Genomic DNA, 24299 nt, shown 5'->3' on the forward strand with positions numbered 1-24299 from the left:
GCCCATGGCGTGGTCATCCTTGATCAGGCCGGATGGCACACGTCAAACAAGCTCGCCATCCCGGACAACATCACACTCTTGCCTTTGCCACCCCGATCTCCCGAACTCAATCCTGTCGAAAACCTATGGCAGTACATGCGAGAAAACTGGCTCTCAAACCGGGTCTTCAAGGACTACGACCAGATCGTCGACCTGTGCTGCCGGGCCTGGAACACGCTCATCGATCAGCCATGGAAAATCATGTCAATCGGAATGCGTGACTGGGCGCATCGGTCCTGAATTTTGTCGTTTGGTATAAGCTGCCGTCAGGCGTGAGAGGTGTTGCAGCGGTATGCGGTGCCCTGGAAAGGCGTCTGTGGGCGATTCTCGGACCGGTGACAAATCTGCACGTCATTCCGGACAAGTGCAGCGTCGCTGCGTGCTGATCCGGAATCCGGCACATCAGTGCGTGCGCAAGCGAGCACTCAACCAGTCAAGCTTTTGAAATCATGGAACAAGACGCGCCTATGACGCGAAACATGTCTGGATCCCGGATCTGGCCACGCAGCTAGCGCTGCAGACCGTCCGGGATGACCCAAGGGTTCGGCAGGACTCTAAAGCGCCCGGTGGGCGCTTTTTTCATGTGCTCGAAGTCTCTCGAGTGGGGTCAGGCAGGCGGAGCGAACCGTCTTCCATGCCGAAGAAGATGTCGATGAATGCGAAGCTCGCCGAGAAGGCGATGCCGAAGAACAGAATGGTATCGACCACAGAGCCGATCAGGGAGGAAACGACCGGCGCCTTCCACCATGTCGAGCGCCGGAGGCGGTCGAAGATCGTGACGTCGAGCAACTGGGCAACCAGGAACGCGGAGCCGGAAGCAATCGCGATACGCGGGGTTGCCAGCCAGATGGAGAGAACCACGGCGATCAGGAAGCCAACGATCACCACCTTGCGGGCGGCCGCCGGTCCGAAGCGGCGGTTGGTCAGATCCGTGACAAGAAATGCGACGGGATAGGTGAAGGCACCCCACGTCAGCGTGTCTGCCAGATTGACGCCGCCGACAATATGGTCGACGGGAAACTGGACAAGATAGTTGGAGGCCACAACGACAATCGCCATCGCGAGGATCGCGATGGCGTGATGGCCCGCGGAAAAATTCCGGGTATCCGTCATGATTTTACCCTAAGGGTTGGACGTTAGGCAGCAGCGGCTTCAGCCTGCTTGCGCTTGATGCTGACCTTGATCTTGCGGGCTGCGTCGGACAGTTGCGCGTCGGAGGCCTTGCTCAAGTAAGCATCGAGACCGCCACGGTGCTCAACGGAGCGCAGGGCGTGGGCGGAGACTTTCAGCTTGAAGGTTTCGCCAAGCGTCTCGCTCATCAGGGACACGTTGCACAGGTTCGGCAGGAACCGGCGACGGGATCTGTTGTTCGCATGCGAGACGTTGTTGCCCGTCATCACATCTTTACCGGAAAGTTCGCAACGGCGTGCCATGATATCACCTTTTGTTTTCGTGGCCGGGCCGTTACATGGAACCCGGCAAGTCCAAACCGGAACCGGCGCGGACCTTAGGTCCGGCGACATCGTCTCCGGCAATTCTCGGAAAAAAGTTGCCCCGCTATACTGGCAGTGCGCGCCAGCGTCAAGACATCTCCGGCGATTTGGCAAGATTCTGTGATTTTTCTCCGCAGGAAGGTTCGCCGGAGGGCAAGCGAAAGAAAATTCATTGCCGCTATCGCCATTTTCAACAGTTCTCGATACCGGTCGTTAACCACTCGGTTACCATATTTTAGAATGATTGGTTGCGTTCATCGGGCGGAATTCGTGATATCCTTGCCGTTACGGAACACTTTATGGTGCGCGGGGGCGCAATTCGCTGCCGGATAAGGCAGCGCGGAGGTTTTGAGGTGTTTGGTTTTAGGTTTTTATCCGGTCTCGTTCCGGGACGGCTGGTCGCTCTGCCGATGCTTGCGGGCGCGCTGCTGATTTCACCGGCTCAGGCAGAAAAGAGCAGTGTCGGCGGGCTTTATTCCATCTCCATTGCCGGTTTCAAGGTCGGCCGTGGATCGCTGTCGCTGGTCATGCAGGGCAACGCCTATTCCGCCAAGGTCAGCCTCGAGCCGGCAGGCATCGGAACGCTGTTTTCCACCGGCAAGGGTGGGGCGGAGGCGTCCGGCTGGCTGGTGGGGTCGCGGGTCGTGCCCTCCAAGTACCGTATGGCCTCCCATGCGGCCAACATCGATTTTCACGTCAAGCTGAGCCAGGGTTCCGGTAGTATCCGTTCGATGGATGTAGCGCCGCAGTTCAAACCCAATGCGGAACGCATCAAGGTCACCAGACGTCACACCAGCAACGCCATTGATCCGCTGAGCGCGGCGCTGATGCCGGTCGGTCGTGCCAGGGACAGCCTGGGGCCGAAGGCCTGCTCGCGTAAATTGCCGATTTTCGACGGCTGGACCCGGTTCGACATCAAGCTGAGCTACGAAGGAACCAGGGAGGTTTCAGGGCGTGGCTATGACGGACCGGTGGTGGTGTGCAAGGCGCGCTGGGTTCCGGTCGCCGGTCACCGCCCGTCCAAGAAGTCGGTCAAGCATATGGCCAAGGCCAATATGGAGGTCTGGGTCGCGCCGATGGGCCGGGAGAATGTCCTGATCCCCTACCGGATTTCGATCGATACGCAAACCGGCCGTCTGGTCGTTGAAGCCTCCAAGCTGAACATCGAGGGCGCAGGCAGCGATCAGGCTTCCCGCTGAAATGGCCCGCTAGCGTGGAGAATGACCCGGCGAGTGGCCGGATTGTCCCCTGTAAGCCCGAATTTGGAGACAGGATGGCCAAGCGAAGGCTTGCGCCTCCCTGCGTCTCTTGTTACAGCCCTCCACGTCATGCCGTCCGGGCCAAGAATGCCCATGTAACTGTTTTCCGGAGTGGCCGCTCTTTTCAGGCGGTGCCGGCTTGTCTCAGGTAAGCGAGTAAATGCGCAGCTATTTGGAATTCGAAAAGCCCGTTGCAGACATAGAAGGCAAGATCCAGGAGCTTCGGGCGTTGGCCGCCGGTGGCGAAGCGGTCAATGTCGAGGATGAAATCGACCGGCTGAAGGCGAAATCCTCGCAAACGCTGAAGGAACTCTATTCCAAGCTGACACCCTGGCAGAAAACGCTTGTCGCCCGTCATCCGGACAGGCCGCATGCCGACGATTATATCGCCGGGCTGATCGAGGATTTCACTCCGCTCGCCGGGGACCGCAAATTTGCCGAAGATCACGCGATGATCGCCGGGATCGGCCGGTTCCGCGGCCAGTCCGTTGCCGTTCTGGCCCAGGAAAAAGGCCACAATACCGAGACGCGGCTGAAGCATAATTTCGGCATGGTCCGGCCGGAAGGCTATCGCAAGGCGGTGCGGATCATGGAAATGGCCGAGCGCTTCGGCCTGTCGCTGATCACCTTTGTCGACACCTCGGGCGCCTATCCGGGCCGTGGCGCGGAAGAACGCGGGCAGTCGGAGGCGATTGCACGCTCGACCGATGCCGGTCTCGGTCTTGCGACACCGTCCGTTTCCGTCGTGATCGGTGAAGGCGGTTCGGGCGGGGCTATCGCGATTGCGACCGCCAACAAGGTGCTGATGATGGAGCATGCCATCTATTCGGTGATCTCGCCGGAAGGCGCGGCTTCCATTCTGTGGCGGGACAGCACCAAGGCGCAGGACGCGGCGACCGCGCTGAAAATCACCGCTCAGGATCTCAAGCAGCTGGGCGCGATCGACGGTATCATCGAGGAACCGGTCGGCGGCGCGCACCGTGCCCGCGAGATCGTGATCGATTCCGCCGGGAAGTCCATCGAGGCCGCCCTGAAAACATTGTCGGGTCTGAGCGCCGACGAACTGCGCAAGCAGCGGCGCGAGAAATTCATCTCCATAGGCCGCACGCTCGGTTGAGAGCTGTTGGGGTTTCTGTCTGGCCGTTGAGGGCGTCAGTTACGCCAATTTACTGGAACTTCAGCAGAATATTCGCGATTCCCGGCGCAAATCTGCCGGGTTTGCCATTGTCTGGCCAGAATTTTCCCTCACTCAGGTCACCATGGAGAAGGACTGAATTCTGTCTTTCTGCGAAAATTGTTGTCATCACCGGAAATTGGTTCGCAGGTGAGAACGGGATTCAGTAACCTATCGTCAACCATCATTCCCTAGCCTTGCGCGGGGGCGAATGACTGGAAGTGCGAGCTGGTCGTCTTGGCAAACGGCTGAAATCTTTTGTCGTTTTCCGGCAAGTTCGGGCGAGTTTGGGATAGTGAAATGGTCTTTCGGCGCTTCATGCAGATGCGTGCCGGCATCCGGCAAGGTCTGGAAAGTCTGCGTGGCAACTCCACCAGGCTGACCTGTGCGTTGCTTGCTGCCGGCTTCCTTGCATCCTGCCAGGCCGATGAATTCGGATATGGTCCCAAGGCGCAGCGTCCGGTCAGCGCGTCAATCAAGCGCAAGATGAGCGATCTCAACATGAGCGCCACTTCGCCGATCATGATCCGGATCTTCAAGGAAGAATCCTCGCTCGAGGTCTGGAAACAGACGCGCAGCGGCAAATACAAGCTTCTGGAAGATTTCGAGATCTGCAAGTGGTCCGGCGAGCTTGGTCCGAAGTTCAAGGAAGGCGACCGCCAGGCGCCGGAAGGCTTCTACGAGATTACCCCGGCTCTGATGAACCCGAACTCCAGCTATCACCTGGCCTTCAATCTCGGTTACCCGAACGCCTATGACCGCTCGCACGGCCGCACAGGGTCGCACCTCATGGTTCACGGCGCCTGCTCGTCGCGCGGCTGTTACGCCATGACGGATCAACAGGTTCAGGATATCTATGCGCTGGCACGCGACAGCTTCAAGGGCGGGCAGCGGTCTTTCCAGGTTCAGGCCTATCCCTTCCGCATGACCCCGGAAAACATGGCGCGCCACCGCGACAGCGAGCATCTGGAATTCTGGAAGATGCTGAAGACAGGTTACGATCATTTCGAAGTCACGCAGACACCGCCGGCGATTGCTGTCTGCGAACGGAAATACGTCTTCGACTCGACCACATTGGTTCAGGGCGTGCCGTTCCGCGCCAGCGCGCAATGTCCGGATCTGAAGATCAGCCCGCGGATCGCTTCCGCGGTGTCGGCGAAGCAGCGCAAGGACAACGCGAAGTTCCAGATGCTTGCCGCGCGCTTCGATGCGCGCGAGGAACGTCAGAAACGCTGGGAAGAACGCTCCAACCGCATCGCCGAAGTTCTCGGCGGCGGGCAGGAGGACCAGGCAACCGGAACCGCAGTCGCCGGAACCGATGCCGAAACAGGTGCACAGCCTGCAGGCACAGATCAGCCGGTAGAGACCGCAGCGACCGAAGCCGTAAACGCTCCTGAAGTTCAGAAGCGGCCGGGAGCTGCAGTTGAAACGGCCTTCGTGGCTGAAGAAAAACCGCGCGGCGGGTCTGTCGGCGGCTTCTTCAAGCGCTGGGTGCCGTTCGGACCGAAGACCGCGGACGAAGGGGGCGGCGTCGGGCCGATCGCCACGGAAGTGGTGCCTGCCGCCAAGCCGTAGAGCACCTTGCGAACCGCTGAGCTTTCGCACGTTCCTTCGACTTGGATCGAACGTCGATGATCCTGATCGCGAAGGCTATTTCGGCATCAAGACCCAATAATCGAAATCGAGAATGACGTTGTCCGCGTAGGCGCCATCCGGGTTCCTGCCGGGAAAGTCGTGGCAGGGCCGGTTGCGGGTGGCGATCAGGCACAGGCGCAGCGCGCCGACATCCGTGCGCCCGTCGATATCGGACTTGTCGAGGACTTCGGACCAGGCATAGACGGTGTCGCCGGCTGCCAGCGGGGCCACGTGACGGCCGCCGTTGATGGCGGCGATGTGGAAGGCGTTCGCCAGTCCGTTGAAAGACAGCGCCCGGGCGATGGAGATGACGTGGCCGCCATAGATCAGCCGGTGGCCGAAGCGGCTCTTCGCCTCCGTGTGCTGGTTGAAATGAACCTTGGCCGTGTTCTGGTACAGCCGGGTGGCCATCTGGTGCTCGGCTTCCTCCACGGTCATGCCGTCGACATGGTCGATCTTCTCGCCGATTTCATAGTCGCCGAAGCGGTACTGCGAGCCGGACAGGTCGTTGTCCCATCTGGCGCTGTCCAGCAGGGGCACGGCCATGCCGAGAGACTGCGGGTCGAGGGCGGCCGGAAGGTCCGGCACCACCGGTTCGGGTGCCGGATTGGACGCAACACGCTTGTTGACCATCACCCAGCGCACGTAGTCCAGCACCTCCGTGCCCTTGTCGGTGTAGCCGGTGGAGCGCACGTAGACGACGCCGGTCCTGCCGTTGGAATTTTCCTTCTTGCCAATCACTTCCGAAACGGTGGAGAGCGTATCGCCGGGAAACACCGGCGCCAGGAAGCGCCCGCCCGCATAGCCGAGATTGGCGACGGCATTGAGCGATATGTCCGGAACGGTCTTGCCGAAGACGATATGAAAGGTCAGCAGGTCGTCAATGGGGGCATGGGCATAGCCGAGTTCCTTGGCAAAGGCATCAGAGGACTGCACAGCGAAGCGCGAGCCGTAAAGCGCCGTATAAAGCGCCTGGTCGCCACTGGTGACGGTGCGCGGCGTTGCGTGCCGGATCACCTGCCCGATCTTGAAATCCTCGAAAAAATTGCCCTGATCGGTCTTGCTCAACGCCACCTCCTGCCTGTGATCCCACCGGCGCGCATTAAGCCTGCTGCGGCGCACAAGGGCAAGTTGAACGTTTTGCTGAGGAGGCTACTTCCCTGCCCCATCCGGCAAGGCGCCGCAGAAGCCGCCGGAAGGCGCGGTGCCGGAGCCTAGGGCAAGGAGCGGCGGGGCCTTGTAGGGGTTTGGCGGGGTGGCGGATGCGTCGAGGGCGATCAGGATGGCAATCCCCAAAACCGCGATGGTGGCGGTGACCAGCCGGGTCATGGCTTCGGCTCCAGCTTGAGGAGCGGCCGCAGACGGACGCCGTAGACCGATCCGGCGAAGGCGGCGGCGAACCAGACCCAGCCGTGCAGGCTTCCCGTTGAAATGCCGGAAAAGAACGCGCCGACATTGCAGCCGAAGGCGAGGCGCGAGGAATAGCCGAGCAGGAAGCCCGCGACGATGGCGGCAATCCAGGCCAGGGCCGGAAGCTTCGGGAGCTTTTGCGACAGGCCGCCGACGCGCCAGCTGGCAACGAGAAAAGCGCCGAGCACGATGCCGATATTCGTCAACGAGGTGTAGTCCGTCAGGATGCTTTTTTTCAGGCGATCGAGCGAGCCGGGGGCACTCCAGAATGGTGAGCCGGAGAGATCGGCGCCAGCGGCGGAAGCCGCCTTGGCGGCCCACAGCCCCAGCCCGTAGACGACGCCCCAGGGCTGTCCGGCGACGAGAAGATTGAGGATGGCGAACGCCGCGAGCAAAACGGCGGCGATGATCAGCCGGCGCGGCAGGCGGCGGTGTTCGGGTGGTGCGAGCTTCCACAAAAGGCCGGCGATGGCCGCGAGACCGAGCAGCGTGAGGGCGACGCCCTGCCAGCCGGAAAACTTGATGATCGGCAGCGCGCCGAGATCCGTCCACCAGATCAGGTGATAGGCGCCGGCGAAGCTGCCGATGGCGAAGAAAGGCAGGGCCACCAGGGCAACCGCGTTGCCGGAGCCCGCGTTGACCAGTGTGCCGGAGCCGCAGCCGAGCACCACCTGCATGGCGGCCCCGAAAATGAACGCCCCGGCGATCATGGCAAACCCGACGGGCGCTTCCGCGCCGACCAATTCGCCGGAACTGGTGGAGATCATCGGCAGGGCCACCAGTGTGACCAGGCCGATTGCCAGGAGCTGGGCCCAGATGCCGGCCGGATCGCGGCGCAGGATCATGGCGCGCCAGGGACCGGCGAACCCGAAGCGCAGGCCTTCCAGCACGATGCCGAAGCCCAGCCCGATGGCGAGCATCAGGCCGAAGCGGCCACCGGCCAGAAGCGCCGCCGCGAAGACGACAGCGAGGCCGGCCAGAACGAGGACGCCACGGCGCAGGATTGGCGCCGTGGCGTTGAAGGAGCTGTCGGTCAGTGTGGTCACGTCAGTTGATAATCTGCTTTATCTGGCTCAACAGGTTTTCCAGGAGGCCCGGGGTGTTGGCCATTTCAAATCCGGTATTTGAATATTCTACCATGGAACCCGGATAAAGCTTGGCGTTTTCGACGCCTGCAATTTCCGAGACGGCAAACCAGTGGGTCGCGGCCCAGTGGCCGGTGTTGCAGAAGGAGACCGTGTCCTTGCCATCCTGGACGCCGAGTGTCGTCTTGAGGGCGGCCGGATCGATGGCTGTCGACATGGCCGGGGAGCCCTTGTCGAAGAAGGTGGTGTAGGCATGGTTTGTCGCGGTGGGCAGAGTGCCGGGGCGTTTCGCCGCCGCATGGGCCTTCTGACCGTTGAAGAAAGCGGCGGGGCGGGAATCGACCAGAAGCGCATCCTTCTCGCCTGTGGCGACTGCCGCGATGTCGGAGGTCGTCGCCAGCCAAGTGTCGTCGAAGGTCAGCTCAAGCTCGCTCGGCATGGCGGATTCGACGGTCTTGTTCACCGGCAGACCGGCTGCCTGCCAGGAGACGAGGCCGCCGTTTAGGATCGACAGGTCGGTGAAGCCGGTGGACTTCAAGGTCCAGTAGACCCGGGCCGCGGCGCCGAAATCGGTGTCGGTCTTGCCTTCGGATAGGATCACGATCGGGGCGTCCTGCTCCAGGCCAAGCTCTTCGAGTTCGGCTTCCAGTTTTTCGACGTCGACGAGACCGCCGGGGTTTTCCGCCGGTCCGCGGAACATGCGATAGGGGGCGAACAGGGCGCCGTCCGCATGACCATCCTCATAGCCCGCGTTGCGGATGTCGAGAAGGACCGGCTGCGCTGTCTCCAGCGACGCGGACAGTTCGGCGGCTTCCACCAGCGGGCCGAAGGTGGCGGCATGGGCAGAGGTTGCAAGGCCTGTGGCCATCGCCAATGCGAGCGCGAAGTGTTTCATGAAATCAGCTTTCCTGGTCAGCGGCCGTCCGGCTTTCGGCAGGCCGCGTCTGTTTGATTGTCGCTGAATCTAGGGGATCTGCCGAGAAGGAAACAGGGATGGCATTTCAATTTTGTCCGGCCGGTTGATAATTTGAACCAAGGCGGGCGGCTTTGCGGGCAAAGCTTTGCGGAGGGGCGGATGCGGGTTCGCGGCGATGCCTGCGGTTGGCACCCGGTTCTTAGGGCGGTCTCAGTTGAGCGGGAGGTTGCGGCAAATACCTGCGTCACCCTGTGCGAGCGAAGCGAGACCCGGGACCTACTCATTTCCAGAGAGCACGTGAATTGAACAAGCACTGCTCCCTGAAACTCCCCTGTTTCAGCGAGTCGCACGGCGAGTAGACCCCGGATCTGCGCTTCGCTTGTCCGGGGTGACACTCGGAGGGTCACATCCCCGATAGAGGTATTTGGCGCAACCTCCCGTTCAAATACGACGGCCTTGTCCCGCAACGGGAGACCCTAACAAGCGAAGGTCCCGGACATGATCCGGGACCTTCAATGCACGCGTGACGTGGCCCCGGCGCAAGGCCGGGGCGGAGGGTTCGGCAGTTGCCTTACGCGGAGGCCTTGTTGGCCGTGCGTTCGGCGCGTTTGCGCTCGTGCGGGTCGAGCATCGCCTTGCGCAGGCGGATAGACACCGGGGTGACCTCCACCAGCTCATCGTCGGAGATGTAGGAGAGCGCCGCTTCCAGGGTCAGTTTCTTCGGCGTGGTCAGCTTGACCGCGTCGTCCTTGCCGGCGGAGCGAATGTTGGTGAGCTGCTTGCCTTTCAGGACGTTGACTTCCAGGTCGTTGCCACGGGTATGCTCGCCGACGATCATGCCCGGATAGACCTTGGTGCCCGGGTCGATCATCATCGGGCCACGGTCTTCAAGGTTGAACAGGGCATAGGCCACGGCCTCGCCGGTGCCGTTGGACAGGAGCACGCCGGTATGACGGCCCTGGATCGGGCCCTTGAAGGGCTCGTAACCGTGGAACAGGCGGTTGAAGATAGCCGTGCCGCGGGTGTCGGACATGAGCTCGGCCTGGTAGCCGATCAGGCCCCGGGTCGGGGCATGGAAAACGAGACGCGTGCGTCCGCCGCCTGAGGGCTTCATCTCCAGAAGGTCGGCCTTGCGTTCCTGCAGCTTCTGCACGACAGCACCGGAGTGCTCCTCGTCAACGTCGATGATGACTTCCTCGATCGGCTCCAGCCGGTTTCCGGCGTCGTCATATTGAAAGACGACGCGCGGACGGCCGACGCCGAGCTCGAAGCCTTCGCGGCGCATGTTCTCGATCAGGATCGCCAGCAGAAGTTCGCCGCGGCCGGAAACGACGAAAGCGTCCGGCTCGTCGGTTTCTTCCACTTTCAGGGCGACGTTGCCCTCGGCTTCCTTCATAAGACGCTCGCGGATGACGCGCGACTGCACCTTGGCGCCTTCGGTCCCGGCCAGCGGGCTGTCGTTGACGCGGAAGGTCATGGACAGGGTCGGCGGATCGATCGGCTGGGCCTGCAGCGGCTCGCTGATGGAGGGGGAGCAGAGCGTGTCGGCCACGGTTGCCTTGGTCAGGCCTGCGATGGAGACGATGTCACCGGCTTCGCCCTGTTCGATCGGCTGGCGCTCCAGGCCACGGAAGGCAAGAACCTTCGAAATACGGCCTGTCTCGACGACGCTGCCGTCCCGCGCCAGGGCCTTGACGGCCATGTTCGGCACGGCGGTGCCTGAAACAATGCGGCCGGTCAGGATGCGCCCGAGGAACGGATCGGACTGAATGGTCGTCGCCAGCATGCGGAATTCGCCCGGCTCGGCTTCCGGCTCGGCGATCCGGTCGAGAACCATGTCGAACAGCGGGTCCATCTTGTCTTGCGGTCCGTCCGGCTCAAGCGCCATCCATTCCTGTTTGGCGGAGCCGTACAGAACCGGGAAATCGAGCTGATCTTCATTTGCGTCCAGCGCGGCGAACAGGTCGAAGACCTCGTCGAGTACTTCCTCGGCGCGCTGCTCGGGCTTGTCGATCTTGTTGATCGCGACGATCGGCTTGAGGCCGAGCTTCAGCGCCTTGCCGAGCACGAACTTCGTTTGCGGCATCGGGCCTTCGGCGGCATCGACCAGCAGGATCACGCCGTCGACCATGTGCAGGATGCGTTCGACTTCGCCGCCGAAGTCGGCGTGGCCGGGCGTGTCGACGATGTTGATGCGGGTGTCTTTCCAGACCAGCGACGTCACTTTGGCAAGGATTGTAATCCCGCGTTCGCGCTCTATGTCGTTGGAGTCCATCATCCGTTCTTCCGTGCGCTGGTTGTCGCGGAACGCGCCGGATTGCTTGAGAAGAACGTCGATCAGTGTGGTTTTGCCATGGTCAACGTGTGCGATGATGGCAATATTGCGCAAGTTCATGAGTGGCTCCAAAAGACAGAGCGGGCCCTTTAGAGGACCCGCAGCATGTCTGGATGTGAGATATCTACAGATCGGCTGCTCGCCGAATTTGGCGCCTTTATACGTGGCCGGGACGGATTGTGCAATGCAATGTCACAAGTGCGCATTGACAGTATATGGTTGAAGGCGTAATTCGTAAGGTAACCTTACTAAATTGGAGTGTCGATGTCTGTTCCTCCTCCGAGCGTAGGTGTCACCATGCTGGTCGTCGATTTGGCACGGTTGATCCGCAGGCGCTTTGAGACAGCCCTGCTGGAAGTCGACACGGGACTGACGGTCGGCGAGGCAAGAACCCTGTTTTATGTCTGGCGCAGTCCCGGGCAGAGGCAGGCTGTGCTGGCCGAAAACATGTATGTCGAGCCGATGACCCTGGTTGGATATCTGGACTCCCTGGAAGCGGCCGGACTTATCAAGCGTTGCGCCGATCCGACAGACAAACGGGCAAAACTCATCAAGCTGACACCGCAGTCCGATCCGCTGCTTGAACGCATCGGCGTGGCGCTTCACGCGGTGCGCTCGCAAGCGCTCGAAGAGATTGCGTCGGACAAACAGGACGTTCTGGAAGATCTGTTGCAGACGATGAAGGACAGCATGCTGCAAGAGGTTTCCAAAGGGAAACAGAAATGATTTCCGACATCCCGATCATGAGCGCAAGGCGTACCGCGCTTCTCGGAGCCGGGCTTGTCGCCATCGGGCCCATCTCGATGGCGCTGTACACGCCGGCGATGCCAGCGCTTGTCGAGGCGTTCGGTACCAGCGATGCAGCGGTCAAGCTTACGCTGACAGCCTATTTCGCCGGTTTTGCCCTTGCCCAGCTGATCTGCGGCCCGGTCACCGATGCCTTCGGGCGCAAGCCCGTCACTCTGGCGTTTCTGTCTCTTTATCTGATCTCCAGTGTGCTGGCGACCCTTGCGCCAACGGTGGAGTTCATGGTCGCCGCACGCGGGTTTCAGGGCCTCGGGGCGGCCATCGGCATTGCCGTTTCCCGAGCGATGGTCCGGGATCAGTTCTCCGGCCAGGCCTCGTCAAGGATCATGAACACCATCGCCATGATGCTTGCGCTCGGCCCGGCGATCTCGCCGACCATCGGCGGTTTCGTGCTGGAGCTGTTCGGCTGGCAGGAGGTTTTCTGGTGCATGGTGATCTACGGCGCCGTGCTGATGTTGGCGGTTGTGGTCTTTCAGGTAGAGACCAATCCGAACCCCGGCACACATCACCTGAATCCGCGGCAACTGGTTTCCAATTACCTGACCCTGCTCAAGGATCCGCGTTTTCTGGGGCCGAGTCTCCTGATCGGCTTCGGCCTTGGGACACTCTATGCGCTGGCGACCGTCCTGCCTTTCGTACTGATTTATGAAGTCGGCCTGACGCCGTCCGAGTTCGGTCTGTCCATGATCATCCAGTCAGCGGCTTTCATTTCAGGCACAGTCCTGACCGGTCGGCTGCTCAGGGTTGTTGAGGCGCGCAAACTGGTGCCCTATGGCATGGCGATCTGGGTTGCCGCGTCTGTGTTGATGTGCTGGCTGAACCTGACCCAGCAACCGACCGTAACGACCGTCATGGGGCCGGTCGCCCTGTTTGCGTTTGGCCTGGCGCTGGTCCTTCCGGCCAGTTTCACGGACTCCATGGCTCCATTTCCGAATATCGCCGGCGCTGCCTCCTCTCTCGTCGGGTTTCTGCAGTTCGGCGGCGGTATTGTCGTGAGCCTGATCGTGGCAGCCCTGCATGACCCGGTCTTCGGGCTGGCCGTGATCCTGCCGATGATGCCGATCGCCGGCATCGCCTGCAGTCTGTTTTTCAAAAGCCAGGTGCCGCAGCCGGCCGCTGCCCGATAAGATACCTTGCGGCTGATATGCATCCCTGACGCCGCAAGGCGGATCCGCGCGGAGCCGGGATAACAGGGGAACGCGAGCATGACGGCGCTTGACCCGTTCCGCCGGAGCAGGCATCAGGAGCCGGATTGATTCTGGGTGCTGTCCCTGAGGAGCCGCGACATGGCGAAAGCCGCTGCATACCGTCTGCCGACAGACCGCCCGCAGGTGATGGGCATCCTGAATGTTACACCCGACTCCTTCTCCGACGGCGGACAGCATGCTGTGCCCGGTGCGGCGCTGGCCCATGCAAGGGCGATGATCGATAAGGGCGCCGATATTCTCGACATCGGAGCGGAGAGCACGCGGCCGAACTCGGTGCCGGTCGCGCAGGAAGAAGAATGGGCCCGGCTCGCACCCGTCCTTGAAGACGTCGTCGGCCTCGGAACGCCGGTTTCCATCGATACATACAAGGCTGAAATCGCCCGGCGGGCCTGCGCGGCTGGAGCCGTCATTGTCAATGACGTCTGGGGCCTGCAGAAGGATCCGGCCATGGCGGATGCGGTGGCCGAGGCCGGAGCGTTTGTGGTGATGATGCACAATCGAGCAGGCATCGACGGCGACCTCGATATTCTCGGGGACATCGACAGTTTCTTCGAAACCTCGATGGAACTTGCAAGCCGGGCCGGTATCGCCCGGGAAAAGCAGATTCTCGATCCGGGCTTCGGATTCGGCAAGACCATCGACCAGAATTTTCTTGTTCTCAATCGCTTGGACACGCTGAAGAAACACGGGCTGCCGCTTCTTGCCGGAGCCTCCCGCAAGAGGATGATCGGCGCCGTGCTTGGTGCGGATATCGAAGACCGTCTTTATGGCTCACTCGCTGTCCATATGACCGCCCTTTTGAAAGGGGCGGCGATCGTGCGGGCACATGATGTGGGTCCACATGCGGATTGCGTGCGTATGCTTGAGGCAACCTCGCTTGAACGGAACCCCAACTGAGATGACATCTTCCAACCGGACGCCGGACACCGATGAAACCGGCGAGACTCCGATCCGCCGCGCTCCGACACGCTGTGCTCTTGGGCTCGGGTCCAATGTCGGCGATACGAAGGCCATTCTGGACAAGGCGATAGGGAAACTGGATCAGACGGAAGGCATCACGCTGGTGCTGCGCTCCTCCGATTACCGGACGCCGCCCTGGGGGCCGGTGCCGCAGGACGACTACCGCAATTGCTGTGTGGTGATCGATACGCTTCTCAGTCCAGTCCAGTTGCTCAGGCGCTGCCTTGAAGTGGAGACAGAACTCGGGCGGGTGCGCGATGTTCGCTGGGGGCCGAGGTCTATCGATGTCGATGTATTGATCTATGGCCTTGAGAAGGTGGTGGAGAAGGATCTCGAAATACCGCACCCCCGCATGGGCGACCGGGCTTTCGTTCTGATCCCGCTGGCCGAAATCTGGCCCGATGCGCCGCTTGGCGACGGGCGGACGGCGGCGGATGCGCTGGAAATCTGTCCGGACCGGGATGGTGTTGTCAAACTGCTCGACTGAAGCCTTTTGCATGCTTCGGGCGATTTCCTAACCAGCAAAGCTTCTCATGTGAAAACCGGCTGTTCCGGCAGATTGCCGGTGCGGTGCTCCGAAAGGACAGGCGCGCCGGGCCAGGCAGCCGGACCAGCAGTCGCCCGCCGGATTGGCCGCCAGATAGTCGCGGCATACCGGCACGTCGTAACCGTTTTCCAGCGATATGGCGTTTGCCGGGCAGGTGGAGAGGCAGGGTTTTTCCGTGCAGGCCGGGCAAGGACCGTCTTCGGCCACAGCCAAGGCGTCAGGAAGCTTCGCGGCGCTTAGGAACGCAGCCCTGAAGCCCGCCCACAGCCCGAAAGTCCCATGCGCGAGCACGCCCAGGGGGCTCGGCGAGAAGCCTCCGCATTTCAACGCCCATTGCTGAAAGGGATGATACGGCGGACCTTCGAAGGGAAACAGCGCCTCGAAGCCGTGCCTTGCGGCGCATTCGCTCAGAACGCGTTTCGTATACCGGTCGAGCGGATCGGGCATGCCGTCTGTATGTTCCGGGCTTTTCTCGAAGACCGGCCACAGAGCCGGGCCGGTGCTGCCGATCAGCAGAAGGCTTTTTGCGGGTCGGCCACCGGAAAGCGGGGGAAGCGGATAGTCCCCGGCGGGATGAAAGCCGCCCAGTCGCAGGAACCCGGCGGCGAGGAGATCATTCATCAACTCTGCCGCCGGTCCCGTCATCGCAAGGGTCTCAGCCGAGCCTGTCGCGCTTGGCCAGGGTGCGCAGGCGCAGGGCGTTCAACTTGATGAACCCGGCGGCGTCCTTCTGGTCATAGGCGCCCTGGTCGTCCTCGAAGGTGACCAGTTCTTCGGAATAGAGGGAATAGGGCGAGGACCGGCCCGTGAGGATGACATTACCCTTGTAGAGCTTCAGCGTAACCGACCCGGTCACATGCTCCTGGCTCTTGTCGATCAGGGCCTGCAGCATGTCGCGCTCGGGCGAGAACCAGAAGCCGTTGTAGATCAGCTCCGCGTAGCGCGGCATCAGTTCGTCCTTCAGATGCGCCGCGCCCCGATCCAGAGTGATGGATTCCATTGCCCGGTGCGCGGTCAGCAGGATCGTGCCACCCGGCGTTTCGTAGATGCCGCGGCTTTTCATGCCGACGAAGCGGTTCTCGACCAGATCGAGGCGGCCAATGCCGTTGTCGCGGCCATAGTCGTTGAGTTTGGCAAAGAGGGTTGCTGGAGACATCTTCTCGCCGTTGAGCGATACCGCGTCGCCCTTTTCGAAGCCGATCTCGATCTCGGTGACGACATCGGGAGCTTCGGTCGGATCGACCGTGCGCTGGTAGACATAGGCGGGGGCTTCCTCGGCCGGGTCTTCCAGCACTTTTCCTTCGGAGGAAGAGTGCAGCATGTTGGCATCGACGGAGAAGGGCGCTTCGCCGAGCTTGTCCTTCGGAACCGGGATCTGGTGCTTCTCGGCAAAGTCGATCAGGTCGGTCCGGGACTTGAAGGTCCAGTCGCGCCAGGGAGCGATCACCTTGATGTCGGGGTTGAGCGCATAGGCGGCGAGTTCAAAGCGGACCTGGTCGTTGCCCTTGCCGGTGGCGCCGTGCGCGACGGCGTCGGCGCCGGTCTCCTCGGCGATTTCGATCAGCCGCTTGGAGATCAGGGGCCGGGCGATGGAAGTTCCTAGCAGGTAGACACCTTCATAAACGGCATTGGCGCGAAACATCGGGAAGACGAAGTCCCTGATGAATTCCTCGCGCAGGTCGTCGACGTAGATTTCCTTGATGCCGAGCATCTCGGCCTTCTTGCGCGCCGGTTCCAGTTCCTCACCCTGGCCGAGATCGGCGGTGAAGGTCACCACTTCGCAGCCCAGTTCGGTCTGCAGCCATTTCAGGATGATGGAGGTGTCGAGGCCGCCGGAATACGCCAGCACGACTTTCTTGATGTCACCATGCGCCATTTGGAGAGGGTCCAGTTTGCTGTTCCGGGGTCCATCAGGGATGTGAAGTTGCCCCGAAACCGGACCAAATTCCATATCCTGAGCAGTTTCCGGGCGGTTTGACCGCGTGTTGAAAATTTGCGGCAATTTAGCCGGTTCTCTTCCCGGCGCAAGCCCTTGCGGCTCCACCTGCGTTCATTTGTCGGTGGAGTGGCGGGTTGACCGAAACCGTACCGACCGCGCCGCATCCGAAAATGGAGGAAACCGTGGCGCAGGTATCGCCAACGCGCGTCCTGGGGGGGGCAATTGATGCCTAGCCGGCGCGGGTCGGTTCCTTGCTGTATTTCGCCATGAACATGTCCACGCTCTCGGCAATGATCTTGTCGATTTCCGCGCGGTCCGGGACACGGGCGGCGTAGAGGTTCGGGAAAAAGCCGCGTGACTTGATAAGGCCGAGAAACTGCTTTGCCGCGACCGCCGGGTCGTCGACGGACAGCCGGCCTTCTTCGGTGGCGCGCCGCAGGACGGCTTCGAAATCGGACTGGAGGGTCATGCGCGATTCCATGTCCGCCGCCAACGCCGGGTCGCGGATCGTTTCGCTCATCACCATGCGGGCAAGGTTCATGAAACACGGATTTATCAGCAGCGCGCCTTCTGCCCAGCCGAGCTCCATCAGCATTTCGCGGATCGGTTTGGTATTGTCGTAGGGAATTTCAAGCGCGGAATTCACCTGGTCGACGAGAAACTGATTGATCTCGTGGAAGAGCACTTCCTTGCTTTCGAAGTGATTGTAGACCGTTCGCTTGGATACCTGAGCCCGCTCGGAAATCCGGTCCATGCTTGTGCCGGCATAGCCTTTTTCCTGAAATTCCGCGATCGCGGCTTCAATGATCTGCTTTTTCTTCCGGTCTGATACGGACATGCCTGATCCGAGTTCTCCCACGACTGATTTTTTTTCGCGTGTTGTGTCCTGTTCCCTTACATCCCAAAAATTCCGCTCTATGTAAACTACGGCGTTTACAGACGCGCAGACAATCATTAAACTGCACGGTGTAGTTTACTTCCTTTAGCCAGATCAGGCCAGCCAAAGGAGATGTCTCAAGATGTCAGTGACATTGAAAATCAACGGGGAAACGCGCACCCTCGATACCGATCCCGACAGCCCGCTCTTGTGGGCACTGCGCGACGAACTCAAATTGACCGGTACCAAATTCGGTTGCGGCATCGCCTCGTGCGGCGCCTGCACCGTCCATCTGGACGGCATGCCGATCAGATCCTGCCAGACCATGGTGGGAGATGTGGAAGACGCTGAAATCACCACAATCGAAGGGATCGACGGCAAGGCCGCCGAAGCCGTGCAGGCCGCCTGGCAGGAGCTGGATGTGCCGCAATGCGGCTATTGTCAGTCCGGCCAGATCTTGGCTGCGACTGCGCTCTTGAGCGAGACGGGCAAACCGACCGACGAAGACATAGACTTCGCCATGGACGGCAACGTCTGCCGCTGCGCCACCTATGCCCGTATCCGCAAGGCGATCCACCTTGCTTCCGACAAGATGGAGGGCTGAGCCATGTTGCATCTCCTGCAAAAACCTCTTGAGGCTGCTCAACCGAGCCGGCGGACCTTCCTGAAGCTGTCAGCGGGCACCATCGGCGGTCTCGTTCTGGCAATGAACCTGCCGCGATCCGCAGCGTCGGCGGCCGAAGGCGATTTCCTCCAGCCTTTCGTGCATATCCGCCCGGACAACACGGTTGTGGTGCTGTCCAAGCATCTCGACAAGGGCCAGGGAACGGCGTCCGGGCTTGCGACGCTTGTTGCCGATGAACTCGATGCGTCGCACGATCAGGTCATGGTCGAGTTCGCACCGTCGAATCCGCAGCTCTACGCCAACACGATGTTCGGAGTTCAGGGCACGGGCGGCTCCACCGCCATGGCCAACTCCTTCACGCAGTACCGCCAGGCAGGCGCTGCGGCCAAGGCCATGATCGTGGCCGCCGCCGCGAAGGACTGGGGAGTGCCTGCTTCCGAAGTCGCCGTTTCCGGTGGTGTCGTCTCGCACGGGTCCGACAAGTCCGCGACGCTGGGTGAACTGGCCGGCCTTGCCGCCGGTGAAGAAGTTCCGGCCGAACCGGTGCTGAAGACACCGGATCAGTGGGTCTATATCGGCAAGTCCTTTCCGCGCCTCGATGTTAAGAACAAGACGGTCGGTGCTCCGAACACCTACACCATGGACTTTCAGCGGGACGGCCTTCTGGTGGCGACCGTCGCCAGGGCGCCGCGTTTTGGCGGCAAGGTGAAGTCGTTTGACGCGAGCGAGGCCAGGAAAGTGCCCGGCGTCGTCAATGTGCTGGAGGTTCCGAACGGTGTCGCCGTGGTTGCCGACAGCACATGGCCGGCGATCAAAGGCCGGTCGCTCTTGGAAATCGAATGGGATGACAGCGGGGCGGAGACCCGGTCGAGTGACGCCATGATCGCTGAACTCAAGGAGATGACGGCACAGCCGGGCGTGAAAGTGCGCGAGGACGGTGACGTCGATGCTGCCCTGGAAGTCTCTGCGAAGGTGATCGACGCCGACTATGATTTTCCGTTCCTGGCTCACGGAGCCATGGAGCCGCTCGACATCGCCATGATGTTCGACGGGGAGACCGCGGAATTCTGGTTCGGATCCCAGATCCAGACCATCGATCATAACGTGGCAGCCACCGTGCTTGGCATCCCGTTCCAGAACGTCAGGATCAACACGCTCTGGGCAGGCGGCTCCTTCGGCCGGCGCGCCCAGGCGGATGCCCATCCGGTCGTCGAGATCGCGATGCTGGCCAAGGCGATGCAGGCAGACGGAATGGAGCCTGCACCGGTGAAGATCGTCTGGACCCGCGAGGACGACATGGCGGGCGGCTATTACCGGCCGATGTCGGCTCACAGGATCAGGGTTGGCCTCGACGCCGACAACAACGTCACGGCGTTCAAGTACAACATCGCGGCGAAATCGATCGTCAAGGGCACTCCGTTCGAGGCGATGCTCATGAAGGATGGCGTCGACCACAACATGACCGAGGGCGCGCATGACACGTCCTATGCCCTTGGGCTGATGAACATGGACCAGACGTTTCAGGAAACGCAGGTTCCGGTTCTGTGGTGGCGGTCGGTCGGGCATACGCACACGGCCTATGTCATGGAAACCATGATCGACCGTCTGGCGAAGGAAGCCGGCAAGGATCCGGTCGCCTACCGGCTGGAGATGATCCGGGACGATCCGCGCAAGGCGAATGTCCTGAAGCTAGCTGCGGAGAAGGCGGGCTGGGACCATCCGCTGGCCGACGGCCGCTACAGGGGCGTCGCCGTGCACAAGTCCTTCGGCTCCTATGTGGCGGAAGTGGCGGAAATCTCGTTCCGCGACGACGGCACGGTGAAGGTCGAGAAGGTGACCGCCGCCGTGGATTGCGGCACGCCAATCAACCCGGACAACATTGTTGCCCAGGTCGAGGGCGGCATCGGCTACGGCCTCGGCGCGATCCTGCGCAATCAGGTGACGCTGGTGGACGGGGTGGTCGAGGAAACCAACTTCGACACCTACGAGCCGCTGCGTATGTCGGACATGCCGGAGGTCGAGGTGCATATCGTTGCCTCCAATGAGCCGCCGACCGGCATCGGCGAGCCCGGCACACCTCCAATCGGCCCGGCCGTCGCCAATGCCATCGCTGCGGCCAAGGGCGACTGGATTTCGAGTTTGCCGTTGTCGAAGGCGGGGCTTGTGTGAGTTGAAAGTCGTCTGAAACGAAAAAAGCCGCCTCCGGGCGGCTTTTTGCATGTTGGACACCTGAAACATCGCGGTTCATGAAACGCGGCTGGAAAAAGCGATGTGCTTTGCCCGAATGGAAAGTCTGGTTCGACTGCCTAAGCCTGGGCCGCCAGCGCGTCCCGGTCTTTCTTGCGCATGCGTTCCGAAGCCGATTTGAGCTGGCCGCAGGCGGCGAAGATGTCGCGGCCGCGCGGGGTGCGGATGGGGGAGGCGTAGCCGGCGCGGTTGACGATGTCGGCGAATTCCTCGATCCGCTCCCAGTCCGAACATTCGTATTCGGAGCCCGGCCAGGGGTTGAACGGGATCAGGTTGATCTTGGCCGGAATGCCCTTCAGCAGCCGGACCAGATCCAGCGCGTCCTTGTTGCTGTCGTTGATGCCCTTCAGCATCACGTATTCGAAGGTGATGCGCTTGGCGTTGGACAGGCCCGGATAGTTGCGGCAGGCGTCCAGCAGGGCTGCGATGTTCCATTTCTTGTTGATCGGCACCAGAACGTCACGCAGCTCGTCGCGGACCGCATGCAGGGAGATCGCCAGCATGCAGCCGATCTCGTCGCCCGTGCGGAAAATTTCCGGAACGACGCCGGAGGTCGACAGGGTGATACGCCGTTTGGAGAGCGACAGGCCGTCGCCGTCGGAGGCGATCAGAAGCGCCTTTTTCACGTTCTCGAAATTATAGAGCGGCTCGCCCATGCCCATCATCACGACATTGGTGACCAGCCGGCCCTCGGAGGGAACAATGGCACCCTGCGGCGTGTGCGCATCCGGAAAATCGCCGAGGCGGTCGCGGGCCAGAAGGATCTGCGAGAGGACTTCCTCCGCGGTCAGATTACGGACCAGCTTCTGGGTACCGGTGTGACAGAAGGTGCAGGTGAGGGTGCAGCCGACCTGGGACGAAACGCACAGCGTTCCCCGGCCTTCTTCGGGAATATAGACCGTCTCGACCTCAACCGGGCGGCCGGCGCCGCGTGGCGGGAAGCGGAACAGCCACTTGCGGGTGCCATCGACGGAAATCTGCTCGGAGACGATCTCCGGACGGGCAATCGAGAAATTATCTGCAAGTTTCTGACGCAGGTCCTTGGCGATGTTGGTCATCTGCGCGAAATCGGACACACCGCGCACATACAGCCAATGCCAGAGCTGGGATGCCCGCATCCGCCATTGTTTCTGCGGTACGCCTATCGTGCCGAGCGCTTCGCCCAGTTCTTCGCGGCTGAGGCCGACAAGCACCGGCTTTTCCTCGCCCGGCAGCAGAACCGCTGCGGCTGGAACGGTCGGCGCGTTCGGATTGTCCCGCGCGATATCGAGCGTAATCGCCATGTCGTGATCCGTTTTCCTGTCCGGCGTTTTTCGTGGCGTATCCTGTTTGGTGGATACGGCAGCCGGTCACCTGATCATCAGACCTCCGACCAGCAGGAAACGGAAGTCAGAAAGTCGGTCGATTTCTAAAGTGTTGGAGCATCCTGTCTGCGTTCACTCGAACGCGGCATGCTCAAGCCGTTTCCAAAACCACAAACGCCGGTAAAAATCAAGTTTTGCGGCTGCATTGGTGCCATGCGGCCAGCGAACCGATGCATGCCGAAAAGCCCGGCGAAGGCGCAGAAGCGCCCTGCCGGGTCAATGTCGCGAAAACGGGAGAGGCTTTGCCGGTTACTGGCAGGCCTGGCTGGCGGTATTGATCGCCGCCGTCACACCGGACAGCGAGAACTTGTAGGTCGTCCGGGTGCCGCGGCTTGATTCACCGTTCACACTCATTTCCCGGCCCGCCTTCATGGCGGCGACAAGCTGAGCTTCTGTCGCGGCGTTTTCCACCCAGGCACCGTCATTGTTGGTGAACAGCGTGAAGTTCTTGCCGTCGATATCGACCGCCACCGAAGACTTGTCCTTGAAGGGATAGCCGACAAGCAGGCTCGGTTCCGAGCTGACGCCTTCCGCCGGACGGCTCGTCACGAAGAAGAAGACATCTCCGTGATTGCGATCCCCGGGAAGCAAGGTGGTTGGCTTGGTCAACGCGTAGCAGACCTTGCCGCTGCCACTTGTGAGCGCATAGGCCGCCCAGTCGTTGTGCTGCTTCAGAAGCGTCGGGGTCTGCGCGAAAGCCACTGCACTCGAAACGGCCAGACCTGCAAGGGCTAGAACCAGCGATTTTGCTTTCATCATCTCCACACCGTTTGGCTTTGAGTTTCCGTCAAATTCAATTCAACTGCCGTCTGACATATAAACCTTGCTTTAATGATAACTTAAAGCGGGTTACGAAAGGGTTGAAGCCATGGCAATTGGTTTTTGAGTTTTTCGTCGCTCTTTTTCTCATGTCAGGGTGCGGGCCGCCGGAACGGGACCGTTTCCCGAATTGTCCCACAGCCTGTTGCGGTTAATCACGGCAAGAGTGTGGCGGTGTGCCTTAACCCCCTTTCGAAAACCGGCGAACGTGTTAAAGATCGGTCATGACCGTTGGCTCGGCAGGGAGTTTGGTATCCGTTGGCGAATGCGCAATATTATTCCGATCTCATCGTCAAGGTCGCGGCGGAGCGGGACAAGGCTGCCTTCGTCGAATTGTTCGATCATTTCGCCCCGCGTCTGAAGGGCTATCTGATGAAACAGGGCGCCGACAATGCCGTTGCCGAGGAAGTCGCCCAGGATGTGATGGTCACGCTCTGGCGCAAGGCGGATCTTTTCGATCCCTGTAAATCCTCCGCAAGTACCTGGCTTTTCCGTATTGCCCGAAACCGCCGTATTGACCGTCTGCGCCGGCAAAAGACCGCGGAACTCAATCCGGACGAACCTGCGCTTCAGCCGGCGCCGTTGCCGGACGTCGCCGACGAGATGGATGCACGCTTGCGGGAAACACGCGTCAGGGCCGCGCTGGAACAACTGCCCGAGGACCAGCGTCAGGTGGTCCGGCTGGCCTTTTTCATCGGACAGTCGCACAGCGAAATCGCCGATCAGACAGGACTGCCGCTCGGAACGGTGAAATCCCGGATCCGCCTCGCCTTCGGCAGGTTGCGCCAGCTTCTGGAAGCCGACGCGGCCGTCGATGTGGATTAGGCGGTTTGCCGTTGCCGGTCTGATTGTCTGCGCAGGGGTCTCCAACGCAGCCTCGGATGCGTTGCCACGAGGGTTCGTTTATCTGCGCGATGCGGTTCCCGATATCCGCCAGGACATGCGTTACGCGAGCCGTGACAACTTCATGCGCAAACGTCTGCCCGGCTATGAGGCACCGGAATGCATCCTGACGCAAGATGCGGCAAAGGCGCTCGGCAGGGTTCAGAACGCCGCCGTGAGCGCGGGGTACTCGCTCGTCGTCTTCGATTGCTACCGGCCGCAACAGGCCGTTGACGCAATGGTGGCCTGGGTCAATTCCGGCAAGGGTACAGACCCCGCGTATTACCCGAGGGTGTCGCGGGCGCACCTGATCCGGCAAGGTTATATCGGCGCGAAAAGCAGCCACGCCAGAGGGTCCACCGTCGATGTTGCTCTGGAATTGCTTTCCGGCTCGGTCCCTGAGGCCGATACTCCGCCCGCCTGTGCCCGCAAGGACCGGGAGACCGCTGATTTCGGCACCCCCTTCGACTGCTTCGACCCTGCCAGCCATACAGGATCGACCGCCATTCCTGTCTCCGCCCAGAGCCTGCGCCGGACACTCGTGGCACTGATGAAAGGCGGCGGTTTCCGGAATTATCCGGGAGAGTGGTGGCATTTCACCCTTCAAGGTGAACCGTTTCCCGGCAAGGCATTCGATTTCCCGATTGAGCGCCGGTAAAGGCGCCCGTATCCGGGTTC

23 protein-coding genes and 1 pseudogene are annotated in these 24299 nt (G+C 61.2%); 12 read left to right on the forward strand and 12 right to left on the reverse strand.

The window, feature by feature from the left end; translation table 11 throughout:
- On the forward strand, nucleotides 1–279 hold a 279-nt coding region (locus OA90_RS24235), incomplete at its 5' end, for a transposase (protein WP_199823691.1).
- Nucleotides 280–657: 378 nt separating this feature from the next.
- Here the strand turns inward: OA90_RS24235 and OA90_RS24240 are convergent.
- Together OA90_RS24240 and rpmB are read right to left on the reverse strand one after the other, a co-directional pair.
- Nucleotides 658–1152, reverse strand: a pseudogene (locus OA90_RS24240) (VUT family protein); the annotation flags it as partial.
- Between the two features lie 23 nt (nucleotides 1153–1175).
- Nucleotides 1176–1472: a 50S ribosomal protein L28 gene (rpmB, locus tag OA90_RS24245; protein WP_068418936.1), complete on the reverse strand. Its 297-nt coding sequence runs from the start codon at nucleotides 1470–1472 to the stop codon at nucleotides 1176–1178.
- Between the two features lie 413 nt (nucleotides 1473–1885).
- Here rpmB and OA90_RS24250 point away from each other — a divergent pair, with 413 nt between their 5' ends.
- From OA90_RS24250 to OA90_RS24260, 3 genes are all read left to right on the forward strand, one after another.
- Nucleotides 1886–2731: a DUF3108 domain-containing protein gene (locus tag OA90_RS24250; RefSeq protein ID WP_208986288.1), complete on the forward strand. Its 846-nt coding sequence runs from the start codon at nucleotides 1886–1888 to the stop codon at nucleotides 2729–2731.
- Nucleotides 2732–2951: 220 nt separating this feature from the next.
- Nucleotides 2952–3908 carry an acetyl-CoA carboxylase carboxyltransferase subunit alpha gene (locus tag OA90_RS24255; RefSeq protein ID WP_068418939.1) on the forward strand — a complete coding sequence of 319 codons (957 nt, stop codon included), beginning with the start codon at nucleotides 2952–2954 and terminating at the stop codon, nucleotides 3906–3908.
- Between the two features lie 357 nt (nucleotides 3909–4265).
- On the forward strand, nucleotides 4266–5540 hold the full coding sequence (locus tag OA90_RS24260; protein ID WP_068418941.1) for a murein L,D-transpeptidase family protein: 1275 nt from the start codon (nucleotides 4266–4268) through the stop codon (nucleotides 5538–5540).
- A gap of 75 nt (nucleotides 5541–5615) precedes the next feature.
- Here OA90_RS24260 and OA90_RS24265 read toward each other — a convergent pair whose 3' ends face one another.
- From OA90_RS24265 to typA, 5 genes are all read right to left on the reverse strand, one after another.
- A complete protein-coding gene (locus OA90_RS24265) occupies nucleotides 5616–6668 on the reverse strand; it encodes a MaoC family dehydratase (protein WP_068418944.1) in 1053 nt (350 codons plus the stop codon).
- A gap of 84 nt (nucleotides 6669–6752) precedes the next feature.
- Nucleotides 6753–6929 (reverse strand): hypothetical protein, encoded by a 177-nt coding sequence (locus OA90_RS28715; protein ID WP_156510624.1) that lies wholly within the window; start codon nucleotides 6927–6929, stop codon nucleotides 6753–6755.
- Nucleotides 6926–8056 (reverse strand): YeeE/YedE family protein, encoded by a 1131-nt coding sequence (locus OA90_RS24270; protein WP_068418947.1) that lies wholly within the window; start codon nucleotides 8054–8056, stop codon nucleotides 6926–6928. Before OA90_RS24270 ends, OA90_RS28715 begins: the two co-directional genes overlap by 4 nt.
- Nucleotide 8057: 1 nt before the next feature.
- Complete coding sequence (locus OA90_RS24275; protein WP_068418952.1) at nucleotides 8058–8990, reverse strand: rhodanese-like domain-containing protein; 933 nt, start codon at nucleotides 8988–8990, stop codon at nucleotides 8058–8060.
- Between the two features lie 592 nt (nucleotides 8991–9582).
- Entirely contained in the window at nucleotides 9583–11406 is a 1824-nt protein-coding gene (gene typA / locus OA90_RS24280) for a translational GTPase TypA (protein ID WP_068418954.1), read from the reverse strand.
- 204 nt (nucleotides 11407–11610) lie between these two features.
- Here typA and OA90_RS24285 point away from each other — a divergent pair, with 204 nt between their 5' ends.
- From OA90_RS24285 to folK, 4 genes are all read left to right on the forward strand, one after another.
- On the forward strand, nucleotides 11611–12072 hold the full coding sequence (locus OA90_RS24285) for a MarR family winged helix-turn-helix transcriptional regulator (RefSeq protein WP_068419098.1): 462 nt from the start codon (nucleotides 11611–11613) through the stop codon (nucleotides 12070–12072).
- A complete protein-coding gene (locus OA90_RS24290; RefSeq protein WP_068418959.1) occupies nucleotides 12069–13280 on the forward strand; it encodes a multidrug effflux MFS transporter in 1212 nt (403 codons plus the stop codon). The genes OA90_RS24285 and OA90_RS24290 overlap by 4 nt, the downstream gene beginning before the upstream one ends.
- A 159-nt stretch (nucleotides 13281–13439) precedes the next feature.
- Nucleotides 13440–14258, forward strand: coding sequence for a dihydropteroate synthase (folP, locus tag OA90_RS24295; protein ID WP_068418964.1), 819 nt, complete (start codon nucleotides 13440–13442; stop codon nucleotides 14256–14258).
- Between the two features lies 1 nt (nucleotide 14259).
- Nucleotides 14260–14808: a 2-amino-4-hydroxy-6-hydroxymethyldihydropteridine diphosphokinase gene (folK, locus tag OA90_RS24300; RefSeq protein WP_082837254.1), complete on the forward strand. Its 549-nt coding sequence runs from the start codon at nucleotides 14260–14262 to the stop codon at nucleotides 14806–14808.
- Between the two features lie 27 nt (nucleotides 14809–14835).
- On the opposite strand, the gene OA90_RS24305 is transcribed toward folK, so the two are convergent.
- The 3 genes from OA90_RS24305 to OA90_RS24315 form a co-directional block, all read right to left on the reverse strand.
- Complete coding sequence (locus tag OA90_RS24305; RefSeq protein WP_208986289.1) at nucleotides 14836–15489, reverse strand: ferredoxin; 654 nt, start codon at nucleotides 15487–15489, stop codon at nucleotides 14836–14838.
- Between the two features lie 34 nt (nucleotides 15490–15523).
- The gene (locus OA90_RS24310) at nucleotides 15524–16744 is read right to left on the reverse strand and encodes an argininosuccinate synthase (RefSeq protein WP_068419105.1); all 1221 of its coding nucleotides are present in this window, start codon (nucleotides 16742–16744) and stop codon (nucleotides 15524–15526) included.
- A 292-nt stretch (nucleotides 16745–17036) separates the two neighbouring features.
- Entirely contained in the window at nucleotides 17037–17645 is a 609-nt protein-coding gene (locus tag OA90_RS24315) for a TetR/AcrR family transcriptional regulator (RefSeq protein ID WP_068418969.1), read from the reverse strand.
- A 181-nt stretch (nucleotides 17646–17826) separates the two neighbouring features.
- On the opposite strand from OA90_RS24315, the gene OA90_RS24320 reads away from it, so the two are divergent.
- Together OA90_RS24320 and OA90_RS24325 are read left to right on the forward strand one after the other, a co-directional pair.
- The gene (locus tag OA90_RS24320; protein WP_068418971.1) at nucleotides 17827–18288 is read left to right on the forward strand and encodes a (2Fe-2S)-binding protein; all 462 of its coding nucleotides are present in this window, start codon (nucleotides 17827–17829) and stop codon (nucleotides 18286–18288) included.
- Nucleotides 18289–18291: 3 nt separating this feature from the next.
- Nucleotides 18292–20478 carry a molybdopterin cofactor-binding domain-containing protein gene (locus OA90_RS24325; RefSeq protein ID WP_068418974.1) on the forward strand — a complete coding sequence of 729 codons (2187 nt, stop codon included), beginning with the start codon at nucleotides 18292–18294 and terminating at the stop codon, nucleotides 20476–20478.
- A gap of 137 nt (nucleotides 20479–20615) precedes the next feature.
- Here the strand turns inward: OA90_RS24325 and rlmN are convergent, their stop codons facing one another.
- Nucleotides 20616–21839, reverse strand: coding sequence for a 23S rRNA (adenine(2503)-C(2))-methyltransferase RlmN (rlmN, locus tag OA90_RS24330; RefSeq protein ID WP_068418977.1), 1224 nt, complete (start codon nucleotides 21837–21839; stop codon nucleotides 20616–20618).
- A gap of 330 nt (nucleotides 21840–22169) precedes the next feature.
- Nucleotides 22170–22679, reverse strand: a complete 510-nt coding sequence (locus OA90_RS24335) for an invasion associated locus B family protein (protein ID WP_082837255.1) — start codon at nucleotides 22677–22679, stop codon at nucleotides 22170–22172.
- Between the two features lie 318 nt (nucleotides 22680–22997).
- On the opposite strand from OA90_RS24335, the gene OA90_RS24340 reads away from it, so the two are divergent.
- Together OA90_RS24340 and OA90_RS24345 are read left to right on the forward strand one after the other, a co-directional pair.
- Nucleotides 22998–23564 carry a sigma-70 family RNA polymerase sigma factor gene (locus OA90_RS24340; RefSeq protein ID WP_068418980.1) on the forward strand — a complete coding sequence of 189 codons (567 nt, stop codon included), beginning with the start codon at nucleotides 22998–23000 and terminating at the stop codon, nucleotides 23562–23564.
- Entirely contained in the window at nucleotides 23554–24279 is a 726-nt protein-coding gene (locus tag OA90_RS24345; RefSeq protein ID WP_068418985.1) for a M15 family metallopeptidase, read from the forward strand. Before OA90_RS24340 ends, OA90_RS24345 begins: the two co-directional genes overlap by 11 nt.
- The last annotated feature ends 20 nt before the right edge of the window (nucleotides 24280–24299 follow it).

Source organism: Labrenzia sp. OB1 (assembly GCF_001624695.1).
GTDB lineage: Bacteria > Pseudomonadota > Alphaproteobacteria > Rhizobiales > Stappiaceae > Roseibium.

Coding starts and splice junctions, on each gene's coding strand:
- OA90_RS24325 (WP_068418974.1), top strand. CDS start 18,292: ATGTTGCATCTCCTGCAAAAACCTCTTGAGGCTGCTCAACCGAGCCGG.
- OA90_RS24275 (WP_068418952.1), bottom strand. CDS start 8,990: ATGAAACACTTCGCGCTCGCATTGGCGATGGCCACAGGCCTTGCAACC.
- OA90_RS24335 (WP_082837255.1), bottom strand. CDS start 22,679: ATGATGAAAGCAAAATCGCTGGTTCTAGCCCTTGCAGGTCTGGCCGTT.
- folK (WP_082837254.1), top strand. CDS start 14,260: ATGACATCTTCCAACCGGACGCCGGACACCGATGAAACCGGCGAGACT.
- rlmN (WP_068418977.1), bottom strand. CDS start 21,839: ATGGCGATTACGCTCGATATCGCGCGGGACAATCCGAACGCGCCGACC.
- OA90_RS24260 (WP_068418941.1), top strand. CDS start 4,266: ATGGTCTTTCGGCGCTTCATGCAGATGCGTGCCGGCATCCGGCAAGGT.
- OA90_RS24320 (WP_068418971.1), top strand. CDS start 17,827: ATGTCAGTGACATTGAAAATCAACGGGGAAACGCGCACCCTCGATACC.
- OA90_RS24285 (WP_068419098.1), top strand. CDS start 11,611: ATGTCTGTTCCTCCTCCGAGCGTAGGTGTCACCATGCTGGTCGTCGAT.
- OA90_RS28715 (WP_156510624.1), bottom strand. CDS start 6,929: ATGACCCGGCTGGTCACCGCCACCATCGCGGTTTTGGGGATTGCCATC.
- OA90_RS24315 (WP_068418969.1), bottom strand. CDS start 17,645: ATGTCCGTATCAGACCGGAAGAAAAAGCAGATCATTGAAGCCGCGATC.
- folP (WP_068418964.1), top strand. CDS start 13,440: ATGGCGAAAGCCGCTGCATACCGTCTGCCGACAGACCGCCCGCAGGTG.
- OA90_RS24290 (WP_068418959.1), top strand. CDS start 12,069: ATGATTTCCGACATCCCGATCATGAGCGCAAGGCGTACCGCGCTTCTC.
- OA90_RS24310 (WP_068419105.1), bottom strand. CDS start 16,744: ATGGCGCATGGTGACATCAAGAAAGTCGTGCTGGCGTATTCCGGCGGC.
- OA90_RS24255 (WP_068418939.1), top strand. CDS start 2,952: ATGCGCAGCTATTTGGAATTCGAAAAGCCCGTTGCAGACATAGAAGGC.
- OA90_RS24305 (WP_208986289.1), bottom strand. CDS start 15,489: ATGAATGATCTCCTCGCCGCCGGGTTCCTGCGACTGGGCGGCTTTCAT.
- rpmB (WP_068418936.1), bottom strand. CDS start 1,472: ATGGCACGCCGTTGCGAACTTTCCGGTAAAGATGTGATGACGGGCAAC.
- typA (WP_068418954.1), bottom strand. CDS start 11,406: ATGAACTTGCGCAATATTGCCATCATCGCACACGTTGACCATGGCAAA.
- OA90_RS24345 (WP_068418985.1), top strand. CDS start 23,554: ATGTGGATTAGGCGGTTTGCCGTTGCCGGTCTGATTGTCTGCGCAGGG.